Consider the following 14,297-nt stretch of genomic DNA (forward strand, 5'->3'; position numbering starts at 1 on the left):
TAATGAGCGGCTGTAACGAATACTGCCATTTTGTTTCGTTTCTAACATAAGTTTACTTTTGTTGAATGACAACCTATTTCAGGACAGGACATTATGATCACTTTTCTGTTAGAGGTACGTCTAAACAATTTTAGACGTACCTCTAAATCGATTTACACCTACCTCTAAATTGTTTTAGACGTACCTCTAACAAAAAACGGAGGTAGGTGACAAAAAAGTGGGCAGGATCATGTGTTTATTTCCATAGGATGATGTAGAAAAACAAACAGACCTTTCCTGTTTTATCATAAGTACAAGGATTTTTCTGGCTACGTGTTCTATATCGGGAAGAAGATTTAAACCATTCAATTTCCCATTATATGGCTGAAGCGAAGATTTATATCTTTTTCAGAGACATGAATTGTTAAAAGAAAAATTGTACTTTTATCGCTTGATAAATAAACAAAAAGAGAAATCGATCTAAACTTGAACATCGTATTATGGATAAAACAGAACAATTTAAGCAAATCATTGATAACGATTACACATTCAAGGGGGAGTCTTTTGTTTTAGGTGCGCCTGTGTTGAATGGAGAGGTACTGACCGGTTCATACGTCCGTGTACCGCTAAAGAGCATGAACCGACATGGATTGATTGCCGGTGCGACAGGGACGGGAAAAACAAAAACATTGCAAGTGATCGCAGAGAACCTGAGCGAGGCCAGTGTTTCTGTCGTAATGCTCGATATCAAAGGCGACTTGAGTGGATTGGCGGCGGCTGGTAGTGAAAATAAGGTGATCCGTGAACGCTATCCCAAGATGAATCTGAATTATCAGCCGACCTCTTTTCCGGTCGAACTGATGACGATCAGCAACGAGCGAGGTGTTCCTCTACGGGCTACCGTCACCGAATTTGGCCCGATACTTTTAGCTAAAATATTGGAATTAAACGATACACAAACAGGCGTTGTCTCGCTGATTTTCAAATTCTGTGATGATCACCAATTGCCTTTGGTAGACTTGAAAGATTTTATCAAAGTGTTGCAATACATCACCGCAGAAGGGAAAGAGGATATTGAAAAGGCATACGGGAAAGTCTCGACAGCATCTACCGGAACGATTCTGCGCAAAGTGATCGGATTGCAACAACAGGGAGCCGATCTGTTTTTCGGAGAACCCTCTTTCGATGTGGATGATCTGATGCGTGTGGATGAGCAGGGAAGGGGGATGATCAATATTATCCGGGTGACGGATATGCAGGATAAACCACAGCTGTTTTCTACATTTCTTTTACAGATGTTGGCGGAGTTGTATGCTACTTCTCCCGAAGAAGGTGATTTGGATAAACCGAAACTGATTATGTTTATTGATGAAGCACATTTGGTTTTTCAAGAAGCGAGCAGTGCGTTGTTGAAACAGATAGAGACCATGATCAAATTGATTCGCTCCAAAGGAATCGGTATCTTCTTCTGTACACAGAATCCGACCGATGTGCCTCCAGCGATATTGGGACAATTGGGTTTCAAGGTGCAGCATGCTTTAAGAGCCTTTACGGCCAAGGACAGGAAAGCGATTAAAAGTATGGCAGAGAACTTTCCGCCATCCGATTATTATCAGACCGATGAACTTCTGACACAAATGGGGGTGGGAGAGGCGTTGGTCACCGTATTGAACGAAAAAGGTATTCCTACCGCATTATCATACACGATGTTGACTTCTCCCCGTTCCCGGATGGATATATTAACCGATGTTGAAATAGAAGATGTTGTAAAGAAAAGTAAGTTGTTGCCCAAATATCGACAGGCCGTAGATAATTACACCGCTTTCGAGATCTTATCAAAGCGGATCGAACAACAAGAAGCCGAAGCGCAAAAGGTACGGCAGCAGCAGGAGATACAGAAAGCAAAAACAGCGACACAGCGCAGTACGAGCTCTTCCCGTAAAAAACCTCAAAAAACGATGCTTGAAGAGATTCTGAGCAGTCCGGCCGTCAAACAGATCGGGCGCACAGCTTCTACCGAACTGGTTCGTGGACTTTTTGGTGTTTTAGGTTTGAGTAAAAAGAGGTAACCTTTACCATAAGGGTATAATAAAACGGGTGAATTTCAGTCTCCTCTTCATTTGAAAGAGGTCTGAAAATTCACCCGCTCTGTTCTATGGTCGTATTAGACGAGTTTTAATCAGTTGTTAAAGACTCCACCCTTTGCGATATTCGTAATGGAAGTAATCGTTTGCTTCCGGGCAATTGGTGATACGCATATTTGCCGCATCATATTCCAAAGTGATATTCAAACGTTGAGAAACGACTGCGATATTTGTCAATAACATGATCTCGTTTAATTTTGCCGCAATTTCAAAATCATTGGCCGCTTTGCGTCCTTCTTTGATCGCTTCAATGAAATCGACATAAACACTTTTGGGGCGAGGTAATGTTTTGGCAGGTTCAGTAAAGCCTGGTCTTTCCGGTATTAACTGCGGAGCAGCACCATGCGTTCCATGCATAATCATCCCTTTATCACCGATATAAAGTGCTTCACGTAATTGACGATCAAGTTCCAAAGCTGCCGGACGAGCCGGCTTAACTCCACCGTCACTCCAGGTTACCTTCACAGGAGGCATATTGCCACGTGCCGGGAATTCATAAGTTACACTTTCGGTCTGAGGTAAATAATCGTTATTGAACGGAGTAGATGTGGCTTGTATCTTCGTTGGCAGTCCCAGGTTAAGCGCCCAGATCGGTGCGTCAAACGTATGTGCACCCATATCACCCATCGCTCCTGTGCCGTAATCCCACAATCCACGCCAGTTGAAATGCACCACATCCGGATGATAAGGTTTTTCCGGGGCTGGGCCTAACCAGATATCGTAGTTCAGGTTGGAAGGAACGGCTACACCTGCCGGACGATCGTAATACCCTTGTCGCCAACTTGGACGGTTCGACCACATATGCACTTCTGTGACATTACCGATAACACCACCCTGAATCCATTCTACGGTTTGCATGGTTCCTTCGTTATTGTGTCCCTGGTTACCCATTTGTGTGACCAGTCCGGTCTTTTTGGCCAGATCTCTTAAGAAACGGGTCTCATAAATGGTTTTCGCCATTGGTTTTTCTACAAAGACATGCTTGCCGGCGTTCATCGCATAAGCTGCGATCACGGCATGCGTATGGTCGGGCGTTCCGATCAATACCGCATCAATCTCTTTTTCTTTGTCAATCATTTCACGGAAATCCACATATTTCTTGGCTTTTGGATAACCGGCCATAATATGCCCTGCATAATCATGATCTACATCACATAAGGCATAAATATTGGCGTGTTTAAAGGATTGTCCACTTGCGGCAGCACCCAGTTGAACCGCCGAATCCGAGTTGGCCACTCCGGCAGAGGCTGTCGGGCGTGGACGTGGGGGAGGCTGAATTCCACCATACGGTTGTGAAAAACGGGTATAACCCGGAGTTGTCCGTCGTTGAATAGGCACATCAGGGGTTGCAATATTACGAATATCCCCTCCGCCTTGGGCGCCTACTCCGATACCGGCAAGATTAACCATATCACTGGGAGCGGTATAACCAACTCCTCCCAAAACCGAACGTGGCACAATCGTAAATGCAGCAGTTGCTGCCATTGTTCCTAAAAACTCTCTGCGTGAAAAATGAACTGAACTTTTCTTTAAAGGATCACTGCTCATGGTTTTTCAATTTTAATAGATGAATAAAATATATAAGGATAACAGTTTCTTCAAAAAAATATCAACAAAACGGGGCAATACTTTTACAAGGTCGCCAGAACATTCAGTAATCTATTGTCACAAATATAGGATATTTTTTAATTATTAACTCGAAATAGTATTTTTGGGTAAAGATTTAATGATCTTCATGTTATCGTATTGATTTTATCCATTCCTTCCCCCAGTGTGGTAAAAGAGGATCAACAGGTATTGTTTCGAAAAGCGTTTTTGCTTGTTTCATATCACTTTCAAATGACGCATAAGAACCTCCTGTGAAATTAGACATGTTTTGCTGAAAATGAGCGTTCAGAACGATCGCACGCGGGTTGTCCGGGTTTTGTTGTAGTGCCTCGCTATATGCAGCAGTAATCACACCGGCGTATTTCGGACCGTTGACTGCCGGATTAAGTGCCATTTGTGCAAAATACCAATATCCTTTGAGTGTACTGATTTCCGAACGGATGGCTTTATCCGACAACTTGGTCTTTTTCAATTTTTCCAGATAGGTTTCCGCTTCTTCCAGATATTGATACTTCTCTTTCTGATCGGTCACTATAAAAGAAAGCTGTATATCTATAAAAGCCAGATAATAGGTTGGCAATAACGCCTCAGGGTTAACCGATGCCAGGCGTTCAAAAAGAATACGCGTCTGTTTCCAATCGTCGGGCGTTTGGGCCTGATCCAGGCGCTCGACAGCCGTTGCCAACGGATCGGAAGTTGCTGTTGTTTGACCGTTCAATACAGCGGTAAAAGAGATGATTGCCAATAAGGCGGATAAGATGAATCGTTTCATTTTTTTAGTTGTTTAATGGTGAGACATATTTTTATTTTGATGTTATTTTAACAGAATCGTTACAGGTTTATTTAAAAATTAGAGACATCATAAGCCGTATCTCCGCTCAGGGTGATGAAAAGGCCGATGAAAAAGAACTGATCGGCATTGGAACGAACCGGCGTTCCGGTATAACGCCCTTTATGGTCGGGCACTTCAGAAAATGAGTAATTATAAACCTGTTTGCGGTTGAGAATGTTGGAAACTGAAGCAAATATGATTACCCGTTTATGTGCCAGAACAGTAAGACTTAAGTCTAAACTGTTGTATACAGGCGCTGTTGCATTCATCCATCCCGCTTTATTCGGATCATGATAGGGGCGTCCACTGGCAAAACGGTCGGTCACCCCGATAATACTCCGTAGAGGTTTTAATTCATACCGTAATGAAACAGATGCGTTATGTTGGGTCGCATACTGTGGAATATCTTTTACCGGGTAATCGCGGTATTTGCGTTTGGCATCATTCCAAGAGTAAGAAAAGCGGTATTCCAGGTTACGAATGGTTTTGTTGTCGTTGAAAAACAGGTCGAAACCACGACTGTATCCGTTGCCTGAAGCGTCAAGTTGTCCGTCTGTATCACAAACCAGGCGATCATAATTCTTATAATAACTCTCCACACGGTAAACCCGTCCTTCCGATTGATGATACCCTCCCAGGATGTAATGCCAGCAACTTTCGGAAGGGAGTCCCGGACGTTGCAACAGAGATTCGTTATAGGTCAACTGCGTATAGCGGCCGGCTATGGCCGACAGGTAAAAATCGTTCATGTTGTAGTTCAGAGTCAGGCGTGGTAAAAAGTTGAATCGATCGTTTGCAGTTGTATATTCCAGTCGTGAAGAGAGGGATGCGTTCAATTGTTCGGTGAAATTAAAACTACCGGTGGTATAGACTGCATTGATCGAGTGATCGATCCCTTGCTGATAAGCGTCGGTCGATCGATACTTTTCGGTGATGCCCCGTTGCATGGTCTCTGCGCCAAACTGCCATTTGAATAAGGGGGAAAAGCGTTTTTCCCCTTTCAGCTTGAGGTGAAATTCCCACTCTTTATTATTGAACAGATCATCAGCAACCGAAGCGCCATGGATGCGACTGTTCAACCAAGAGAAAGCGATTCCTCCAAAAAGTTTATAGCCGTTTTCGGTTTGATGACGCAACGTGGTGTTGAGGTAGTAATTATGTTCTTTCAGGTCGAAACGCCGATCTTCTTCGCGCGTGGCCAGAGACGTATAATCATATGCAGCATAGATCTTTCCTACAGTCTTTTTATTGGGGTTGTACCGCCATTGCGTACCGCCGGAGAATTTTTGGTAGGGGCGTAGCCATTCACTTCGATCGGGAACTACCGCATAATAGGGTTCAAGGTTTTGATAGCTGAAATCGAACGAGGCCGATCCTTCTTCAAAACTCTTAGTCCCTCCAGCAGAAGGACCAACCGTGGTCAGACTGCTCCCGATCTTGGTCACAAGACTCTCATCTTTAGTCTGCAATGGCAACACACTGGACAGTCCCTGTCCGTATTCCGGATCATATCCCCCTAAAGAGAATGTCATACCTTCAAACATAAAAGGCGAATAACGGCCACGCACAGGTGTGTTCTCCGAACCGGTGGTCGTATAAGGCACCAATACATGCATATCGTCGATATAGGTCTGTGCCTCCCGACTTTCACCTCCACGGATAAAAAGGCGTCCGTTCTCTCCGGCCATCTGTGTGCCCGGCATGGTATTGATCGATTTGTAAAGATCACCGACAGACCCTCCGGTAGTCACCAGGTCTACTGCGCCCATCTCTTTCCACTGGCTGCTCCCTTTGAGGATAAAGTTGCTGGCAACAACTTCCACTGCATCCAACTCCAGGTTGGACGGCCGCATCTTTATTGTTAATTCGGGAAAAGGAAGTTCCCCGGTTTGTGTCCAGTTCTCATACCCCAACATCATCACGCAAAGGGTCACTGTTCCGGACGCTTCGGTCTTAAACTCGAAATGTCCGTCAAGGTCACTGCTTCCGCCTTCCAATGTCTCTTTGATATAGATATTGACATTGGACAACGGTTGATTGTATTCATCCCATACTGTTCCTGTTATACGATGTTGAGCCGAAAGTGCTGTCAGTATGACCCAAAAAACGGATATTAAAAATAGTCGTTTCATGAAGCTGTTCTTTTTTTGTTTGAGGCAAATGTAAAGGAGGGAAAACAAACAAAAAAAAGAACGGGACAGACGACCTCGATTTGTGACAAATAACACACAGAATGCTGTTCGTCACACAAATTTGGGATGAAATACTAACAAAATAGAACGGTTAATTTAGAGATAGAGTTGTTCTCATATTCTTTTAGAATAGCCTTAAAGAAATAACCCCGACCTTTTTTGGTCAGGGTTTATCAGCGAATGGCAATCAGATCTAGGTTAGATCGATAGTGCCGCTTTTCTTATTTTCTCTGATATTTCGTTTAATGCGGTCTTGAGTGTACTTAGGTCATTGGCCGTAAATTCAGCGGGAACGCCGTTTATATTTGTTCCATTTAGTCGATGATAAAGCCAGTGTCTTGATTTTCCAAAATAAACTTTTGCGATCTCTGACAGGGAGATAAAGTTCAGAACAGGCTCTAATTTATTGCGAAGTTTTACCACCTCCAATAAATTCTCTGCCTCTTCAAGATCAGAGGCGGCCATCTCCAGAAATGCCGCTTCCAATTCTGGGCGTTTGTCATCCGGTGTTTGCCTTATAGCTTCTTTGAAGCGTACTGCAAAATCCGATCTTTGCTCTTCAGTTTCTAAAGATACCCATTCTTTTTTCCATTTTTTCAAATCCATAACATAAATATTTTAAGTTCTTTAAAAGCCCCCAATTAAGGGGGCTTTTGCTAATTTTTCAACTTTAAAAGTTCAATTAAAACATCCAACTGTTTATCAATGAGACTTTCGAGTTCCTTTTCAGATGATTTACTTACGATATCATCACCGAAAAGAACATAGAATTTAAGATTTCCCTTAACAATTTCTATGCGAGCATTTAACTCTTCTCAATTCATCATGTAAAGAACTTGTAACTGATTATATTACAAATATAATAACCTTTTGGATATTTAAGAGGTAGTTCAACAATTATTCTCATATTTTATAACATAAAACGCCCAGACTTTTACAAGCCTAAGCGCTCAAACCTTATTTTAACTAAAGCCATATATGTTACATGGCTGGAAATAGCCTTACAAAGAAAAAGAGATTATTCCATTTGAAAAAGACGGAACAAGTTGCAAGGAATAAATTTTAAGGCGTTTTTCGTAACAACATACTTATAGATACTCGGATGATGAAAGCGGGTTGCTTGTCAACAAAGTCAAGTTCACAATTGCTTCAGAAAACGCAATTTTAGTTTCTGTTGGTAATGCCATTTTGCTATTAAAATCGATTCATCTGTGTTATAATTCATTAAAAAGCTACTTTTTACTAACTCGTGTTTTGGTGATATTGGGTAAAATAGACGCTTGTTTTGCGTATTTTAGGCAAAAGATGGTTTGTTTTTGAGTTTTTTATGCTGCTCTTTCCGGTGATTTATCTGCATAACAGCAACAAGTTATGCAGAAGACTTTCGAGAAGCATCTAAGCCGTTTTAAAAATCATTTAGATGAATTTTTGAGGGGCTGAAATAGACCGAAAAATGGACTCAAAAACAGTTCGTTTTTTTCCAGAATAGCTATTTTTTCATACAGGGTAAAATGGATAAGATAATATGATAATCAATGTTTGTTGTAAAAAATAACTTCAAATCCAGCCCATTTTTTCGTACAGCCTCGTGTATGGCTCCAAATAGACGAATGTCGAAGGGGTTCAATTGACACATTGCTAAAATTGACAAAGTGTCAATTGGCGGATTCCGTTTTGTTTCGGAGTAAAATCTTTCTTGCCTTGTATGATGTAGAGATGCTGAAAATCCGGCTGTAATCCTTTTTTCTTTATATTTGTGGGTGAGTTGTGTCACAAGCACAAGCGGTTTGGCGTAAGTGACGGTGTGGGTTCGCAAAAAAACTGGAGTAAATGATTGGTTGATAAGAACCTATTTTGTTGATATCAATGATTATAATAACGCTAACTTTAGGCGGATTACTTGGGTTTTCAATTGAAAAATAATGAAGAAGAAGTGGGATTACACTCAGCTTTGAGCGTTAAAACATAATTACAAAGACAAAATGTTCAACGAAATTTGTATATACGAGGCAAAAATAAATAAGCAGGAGGAAATAGAAACTTTAATGAGAGAAGTGGCTGATTTTTATCTTGCTCAGGATGGAGTTCTTGATGTGAAATACATAAAGAGAACCCACCGTCAGAAAGATTTTAATGCGGTAAAAGAGGGAGAATTACCTGTAAAACTGACCCGACAAATTGGAAAAATAACTTACATTTTGTATTGGGTATTAGACAGTGAAGAAGCACACGCTCGAGTTTCAAAACTTGGATTGGAGAAATTTTACAAACGTTGGACTCGTTGCTTGACAACAATGCCGAAAATATTGTTAGGAGAAAATGTTGTATAATGATGGATCACCACAAAACCGAATCAGTATGCGATCGGCAGCGAAGAGTTGTCTAAAAAAGCACTACCTTTGCCTTCATGAACAAACAGAGCGTGTTGTTTTATCCATTGCTTGCCGGCCTATTGCTGTTTTTGTTTATCGGTAGTCTGGCTTATGGGGCTGTTGCTATTCCGATCAGTGATGTTGTGGAGATCTTATTGGGTAAGGATGTTGAACGAACAGCCTGGGAGCATATCGTTTTACACGCCCGCTTGCCTCAGGCGGTAACAGCTTTACTGGCGGGTGCCTCATTGGCTACCAGCGGTCTGTTGTTGCAAACGCTTTTCCGCAACCCTTTGGCGGGGCCATCTATTCTGGGGATCAGCGATGGAGCCAATCTGGGTGTGGCTATTGTTATGCTTTATCTGGGAGGTTCGCTGAAACAACTGACCGGTTGGGCAGTTACCGGTTATCTGGCTATTATATTGGCGGCATTTGCCGGGGCATGTATTGTCTTGGGATTGATCATCTATTTTTCATCTAAAGTAAGGAGTAATGTCATGTTGCTGATCATCGGGATTATGATCGGTTATCTGGCTTCATCGGTGATCTCGATATTGAATTATTATGCTGCGGCAGACAAAGTGCATACGTTTGTGATGTGGGGATTGGGTAATTTTGCAGGGGTCTCGGTCGATCAGTTGCCTTTCTTTGCACTTTGCACACTGGTCGGCCTGTTTTTTGCTATCGTGTTGATCAAGCCGTTGAACGCCTTGTTGTTGGGGGAAATGTATGCGGCTAATCTGGGGGTGAAAATCAAACAGACACGTATCTTTATCTTGTTATGCACGGGTATTCTGACAGCTACTACCACAGCCTTTTGTGGACCGATCTCTTTTATCGGATTAGCTGTTCCTCATATTGCACGTTTGATGCTGGGAACCTCCAATCATAAATCGTTGGTGCCGGTCACCATGTTGTGTGGCTCTTGTATCGCACTTTTATGCAATATGTTGATGGTTGTGCCGGGTACCAATACTATATTACCATTGAATGCTGTTACGCCGATTCTGGGTGCTCCAGTGATTATTTATGTGATTGTAAACCGGAAAAACATTCAATATTTTAATTGAAAAGATGAAGGGACAACCCGTTATAGAGACACAACAGTTACGTATCGGCTATCCGTTGAAAGGAGGGCGGCAGAAGGTGGTGCATGAGTCGCTCGATTTACACTTGTATTGTGGCGAATTAACTTGTTTATTAGGGTTGAATGGTGCCGGAAAATCGACCTTGCTGCGTACATTGGCTGGTTTTCAGACGCCGTTGAGTGGCTCGGTTTTGTTGCAGGGAAAACCTTTGGTCACTTATCGTCAAGCAGCATTATCACTGACCATAGGGGTTGTTCTTACTGAGAAAACCAATGCGGGGGGCATTACTGTCTATGAATTGGTCTCTTTGGGACGTCACCCCTACACCGGTTTTTTCGGACAGTTGAAACCACACGATCATGCGATTATTGAACAGGCTATAACGCTGGTAGGGATTGCTCACAAGGCGAACGCTTACATGTCGGAATTGAGTGACGGAGAACGTCAGAAGGCAATGATAGCCAAAGCGCTTGCGCAGGAGTGTCCGGTGATTATTCTGGATGAACCGACCGCTTATCTGGATATTACCAGTCGGATAGAAACGATGGTTTTGCTTCGTCGGTTAGCCGTTGAACAAGATAAGGCTGTATTACTCTCAACCCACGATCTCGAACAGGCGATTCAGCTGGGCGACCGGCTTTGGTTGCAGGAGAAAAACAGGCCGATGTTTTGCGGTACGCCTGAAGATTTGATTCTCAGTGGAACATTTGAGACCTTTTTCAGCAAAGAAGGAATTGCTTTTGATGCCTCTACAGGACGATTGAATACCGCATTGCCTACGCGTCCGATAGGGGTGGAGGGTGATTTCCTGACTTCATACTGGGTGGGGAATGCATTGGTTAGGAACGGCTATCGCCCGTCTCCGGTCGGAGATGATCAGATCAACATTACCTGCCATTCACCTAAAGAGTTGACGCTTCGCTTTCCTGATGGAACAACATGCATGATAACGGCTATAGCGGATTTAATTGAACAACTTCGGTAATTGATCGTATGGCAAACTCCTATTTTCAATTTAAGCAATTTATGATCAGGCAGGATAAATGTGCGATGAAAGTCGGGACTGATGGTGTTTTGCTCGGAGCATGGGTTGATTTGCCTTCGGGAATAAGTCGGATACTGGATGTTGGTACAGGAAGTGGGCTGATCGCCTTGATGTTGGCACAACGTACAGCGGAAACATTTATAACGGCTATTGATGTGGACAGGGATGCTTATCTTCAGGCTGTAGAGAATGTTTCAGCTTCTGTTTTCAAAGAGCGCATACAGGTGTCGCATCTCTCATTGAATGCATATGTGGAGACGGTCGCAGATACATTTGAACTGATTGTTTCAAATCCTCCTTATTTTAATCATGCTCTGTTGTCACCGGATATCAAACGAACGATAGCAAGGCATTCGGTTGAATTGTCGTTGGACAGTCTGATTGCAGATAGCCGAAAATTATTGGCGCCGAATGGACGGATCGCTTTGATTCTTCCTGCCGACCAACAGGAGGCTTTGGAACAAACCATTAAACGTTATGGCTTTTTTATGACTCGTTTGACAGCGGTTATTCCAACCGTAGGAGCAGTCCCTAAACGTATTCTTGTGGAGATAACCACCGAGCAAGGTCTTTCTTTTGTGCAAAACAGGTTGACGATTGAAAGCAGCAGACATCAATATACGGATGATTACATTGCGCTTACAAAAGCATTTTATCTGAAGATGTAAGGTAGTTTGTTGTCGAAGAACCGGGTTACTTGTCCGAATAGATTATAGACCTCTTCCGTAAACGAAACTTCCTCTGGTGTATAGACTTTTAAGGCGTGAGGGATGATGGAAATATCGATACGATTGCCGACCATTACCGGTTCTCCGTCGAGGTGCATCACGCCGGGTTTTTGACGGATGATGGAGACTTTTTTAGCCTTTATGGTTTTAATCTTACTATTCCGGTCGATCTGCTTGGTGAAGAGTTGGATGGCAAGCGGTGCAATATCCAGAGGCGTAAAAGGGGATAAGATGGTTAAATCCATTTTTCCGTCTTCAATATCCGCATGCGGTGCGATAAAGGCGTTGTTGCCGTATTGTGAAGCGTTGGCACAGGCCACCAGGAACGCTTTCTCTTTGATGGTCTGATCGTCGACAAGCAGTTCGTAGGGCTCGGGTTTATAACTTAAATATTCTTCAATGGTGTTTTTGATATAGGTTAGAGAGCCCCGGTGCTTTTCGTGAGCAAATTTCTGACTGACAGCGGCATCAAATCCTACTCCGCAGGTGGTAAAAAAAGTCCGGTCGTTTGCCTGGCAGCTATCGATTGTGGTGATATGTCCTTTAATGATGACCTCGAGCGCCCGTTTCGTATCCATGGGAATATGGAGTTCTCTGGCTAACCCATTCCCCGATCCTTTGGGTATAATACCCAGGATAGCCTCGGAATGCAACATCGCCTGGGCGATCTCGTTAATGGTTCCGTCACCACCTACGGCAAGAATGGTATGTGCGCCTTCCTGAATAGCTTGTCGGGTCAGTTCGCTGGCATGTCCGGCGTATTCGGTAAATGAGATATTCAACAGACTTTCTTCCCGCTGACAAATCTCCTCGATCATTTTAGGTATTTTCCGTTTGGAGCCTACGCCGGATATAGGGTTGATAATTGCCTGGACTTTTTTGTTTTTCCTATGCATTCTGCTCTCTTTAATGCTGCTAAGTAAACAAAAATAACGCTTTTAGCAAACTTTTATTGCATGCCGACATATATAAGTTATTTTTTTACTACTTTTGCGGCTGGATTTGCCGAAACATAGGAGTTATGTAAAAACCAAATCTGGTTCATTTTAAAACAATTAGCGAGATGGAAACTCTCTCTTCAACACATATGAGACTTTTACAGGAGAAATTAGCCAAGTATGATGCTCCTCAGCGTGCGATGGCTGCCGGAATATACCCTTATTTTAGAACGATCGAAAGTGATCAGGATACCGAAGTGGTTATTGATGGTAAGAAAGTGTTAATGTTTGGTTCTAACGCTTATCTGGGACTAACCAATCACCCAAAGGTCAAAGAAGCAGCTATAGAAGCTATTCGGAAATATGGTACCGGTTGTGCAGGTTCACGGTTCTTAAACGGAACACTCGATCTACATATTGAATTAGAGAAGCGTTTGGCTGAATTCGTCGGAAAAGAAGATGCGATTGTATACTCTACAGGTTTCCAGGTTAATCTGGGGGTTGTTTCTTGTCTGACCGGACGTGAAGATTATATTCTTTGGGATGAATTGGATCACGCCTCTATTATCGAAGGACATCGCTTGTCGTTCTCTACTAAGCTGAAGTTCAAGCATAATGATATGGAATCTCTGGAGAAACAACTTCAGAAATGTGAACCGGATAAGGTGAAATTGATTGTTGTAGACGGAGTCTTCAGTATGGAGGGTGATATTGCGAATTTACCTGCTATTGTGAAGTTGGCTAAAAAATACAATGCCAGTCTGATGGTTGATGAAGCGCATGGTATTGGCGTATTGGGTGATCATGGACGCGGTACGTGTAATCATTTTGGCGTTGAAAATGACGTAGATCTGATTATGGGTACATTCAGTAAATCGTTTGCTTCTATCGGTGGTTTCATCGCTTCAGATAAAGAGGTTATTAATTATCTACGCCATCATTCCCGCTCTTATATATTCAGTGCCAGTAATACGCCGGCAGCGACTGCTGCAACGATTGCATCTTTAGATATTATGCTGAGTGAACCTGAACGTATTGCTCATCTGTGGGATCTGACAAATTATGCCTTGAAAGGCTTCCGCGATATGGGATGTGAAATCGGACATACTTCAACCCCTATTATTCCACTCTTTATCAGGGATAATGATTTGACATTTATGGTTGTTCGTGAGTTGTTTGAAGCTGGTGTATTTGTTAATCCGGTAGTTTCGCCGGCTGTTGCACCGGAAGATACATTGATTCGTTTCTCGCTGATGGCGACTCATACAAAAGAGCAACTGGATTATGCCATGAATACGATTGAAAAAGTCTTTAAAAAGCGTGGTATCCTGAAATAATCCTTTGTTTTTCTGATTTTCATTATTAAATGGT

Annotated in this window: 11 protein-coding genes; 6 read left to right on the top strand and 5 right to left on the bottom strand. The window is 42.7% G+C overall.

Annotation, left to right across the window (positions count from 1 at the left end):
* Positions 1-479 precede the first annotated feature (479 nt).
* Positions 480-2,048 carry a helicase HerA-like domain-containing protein gene (locus M2135_RS09520; protein WP_280748268.1) on the top strand — a complete coding sequence of 523 codons (1,569 nt, stop codon included), beginning with the start codon at positions 480-482 and terminating at the stop codon, positions 2,046-2,048.
* A 117-nt stretch (positions 2,049-2,165) separates the two neighbouring features.
* Here M2135_RS09520 and M2135_RS09525 read toward each other — a convergent pair whose 3' ends face one another.
* The 4 genes from M2135_RS09525 to M2135_RS09540 form a co-directional block, all read right to left on the bottom strand.
* Complete coding sequence (locus M2135_RS09525; protein ID WP_280748269.1) at positions 2,166-3,671, bottom strand: Gfo/Idh/MocA family oxidoreductase; 1,506 nt, start codon at positions 3,669-3,671, stop codon at positions 2,166-2,168.
* A 190-nt stretch (positions 3,672-3,861) separates the two neighbouring features.
* Complete coding sequence (locus M2135_RS09530) at positions 3,862-4,503, bottom strand: hypothetical protein (RefSeq protein WP_280748270.1); 642 nt, start codon at positions 4,501-4,503, stop codon at positions 3,862-3,864.
* Positions 4,504-4,574: 71 nt separating this feature from the next.
* Positions 4,575-6,695: a TonB-dependent receptor gene (locus tag M2135_RS09535; protein ID WP_280748271.1), complete on the bottom strand. Its 2,121-nt coding sequence runs from the start codon at positions 6,693-6,695 to the stop codon at positions 4,575-4,577.
* 258 nt (positions 6,696-6,953) lie between these two features.
* On the bottom strand, positions 6,954-7,361 hold the full coding sequence (locus M2135_RS09540) for a DUF5053 domain-containing protein (RefSeq protein WP_280748272.1): 408 nt from the start codon (positions 7,359-7,361) through the stop codon (positions 6,954-6,956).
* A gap of 1,376 nt (positions 7,362-8,737) precedes the next feature.
* Here M2135_RS09540 and M2135_RS09545 point away from each other — a divergent pair.
* From M2135_RS09545 to M2135_RS09560, 4 genes are all read left to right on the top strand, one after another.
* The gene (locus tag M2135_RS09545) at positions 8,738-9,085 is read left to right on the top strand and encodes a hypothetical protein (RefSeq protein WP_280748273.1); all 348 of its coding nucleotides are present in this window, start codon (positions 8,738-8,740) and stop codon (positions 9,083-9,085) included.
* 77 nt (positions 9,086-9,162) lie between these two features.
* Positions 9,163-10,197, top strand: coding sequence for an iron ABC transporter permease (locus tag M2135_RS09550; RefSeq protein ID WP_280748274.1), 1,035 nt, complete (start codon positions 9,163-9,165; stop codon positions 10,195-10,197).
* 4 nt (positions 10,198-10,201) lie between these two features.
* Positions 10,202-11,200 carry an ABC transporter ATP-binding protein gene (locus M2135_RS09555; protein WP_280748275.1) on the top strand — a complete coding sequence of 333 codons (999 nt, stop codon included), beginning with the start codon at positions 10,202-10,204 and terminating at the stop codon, positions 11,198-11,200.
* 8 nt (positions 11,201-11,208) lie between these two features.
* The gene (locus tag M2135_RS09560) at positions 11,209-11,928 is read left to right on the top strand and encodes a methyltransferase (protein ID WP_280748276.1); all 720 of its coding nucleotides are present in this window, start codon (positions 11,209-11,211) and stop codon (positions 11,926-11,928) included.
* Here the strand turns inward: M2135_RS09560 and M2135_RS09565 are convergent.
* A complete protein-coding gene (locus M2135_RS09565; RefSeq protein ID WP_280748277.1) occupies positions 11,913-12,884 on the bottom strand; it encodes a diacylglycerol kinase family lipid kinase in 972 nt (323 codons plus the stop codon). The genes M2135_RS09560 and M2135_RS09565 overlap by 16 nt on opposite strands.
* A gap of 191 nt (positions 12,885-13,075) precedes the next feature.
* Here M2135_RS09565 and M2135_RS09570 point away from each other — a divergent pair, with 191 nt between their 5' ends.
* On the top strand, positions 13,076-14,263 hold the full coding sequence (locus M2135_RS09570; protein WP_280748278.1) for an aminotransferase class I/II-fold pyridoxal phosphate-dependent enzyme: 1,188 nt from the start codon (positions 13,076-13,078) through the stop codon (positions 14,261-14,263).
* Positions 14,264-14,297: the final 34 nt, after the last annotated feature.

The organism is Parabacteroides sp. PF5-9 (genome assembly GCF_029893105.1).
Lineage (GTDB): Bacteria > Bacteroidota > Bacteroidia > Bacteroidales > Tannerellaceae > JARXWG01.

What these genes read in the sequence shown, in the direction of transcription:
- M2135_RS09520 (WP_280748268.1), top strand. Translation starts at nt 480, where the DNA reads ATGGATAAAACAGAACAATTTAAGCAAATCATTGATAACGATTACACA.
- M2135_RS09525 (WP_280748269.1), bottom strand. Translation starts at nt 3,671, where the DNA reads ATGAGCAGTGATCCTTTAAAGAAAAGTTCAGTTCATTTTTCACGCAGA.
- M2135_RS09530 (WP_280748270.1), bottom strand. Translation starts at nt 4,503, where the DNA reads ATGAAACGATTCATCTTATCCGCCTTATTGGCAATCATCTCTTTTACC.
- M2135_RS09535 (WP_280748271.1), bottom strand. Translation starts at nt 6,695, where the DNA reads ATGAAACGACTATTTTTAATATCCGTTTTTTGGGTCATACTGACAGCA.
- M2135_RS09540 (WP_280748272.1), bottom strand. Translation starts at nt 7,361, where the DNA reads ATGGATTTGAAAAAATGGAAAAAAGAATGGGTATCTTTAGAAACTGAA.
- M2135_RS09545 (WP_280748273.1), top strand. Translation starts at nt 8,738, where the DNA reads ATGTTCAACGAAATTTGTATATACGAGGCAAAAATAAATAAGCAGGAG.
- M2135_RS09550 (WP_280748274.1), top strand. Translation starts at nt 9,163, where the DNA reads ATGAACAAACAGAGCGTGTTGTTTTATCCATTGCTTGCCGGCCTATTG.
- M2135_RS09555 (WP_280748275.1), top strand. Translation starts at nt 10,202, where the DNA reads ATGAAGGGACAACCCGTTATAGAGACACAACAGTTACGTATCGGCTAT.
- M2135_RS09560 (WP_280748276.1), top strand. Translation starts at nt 11,209, where the DNA reads ATGGCAAACTCCTATTTTCAATTTAAGCAATTTATGATCAGGCAGGAT.
- M2135_RS09565 (WP_280748277.1), bottom strand. Translation starts at nt 12,884, where the DNA reads ATGCATAGGAAAAACAAAAAAGTCCAGGCAATTATCAACCCTATATCC.
- M2135_RS09570 (WP_280748278.1), top strand. Translation starts at nt 13,076, where the DNA reads ATGAGACTTTTACAGGAGAAATTAGCCAAGTATGATGCTCCTCAGCGT.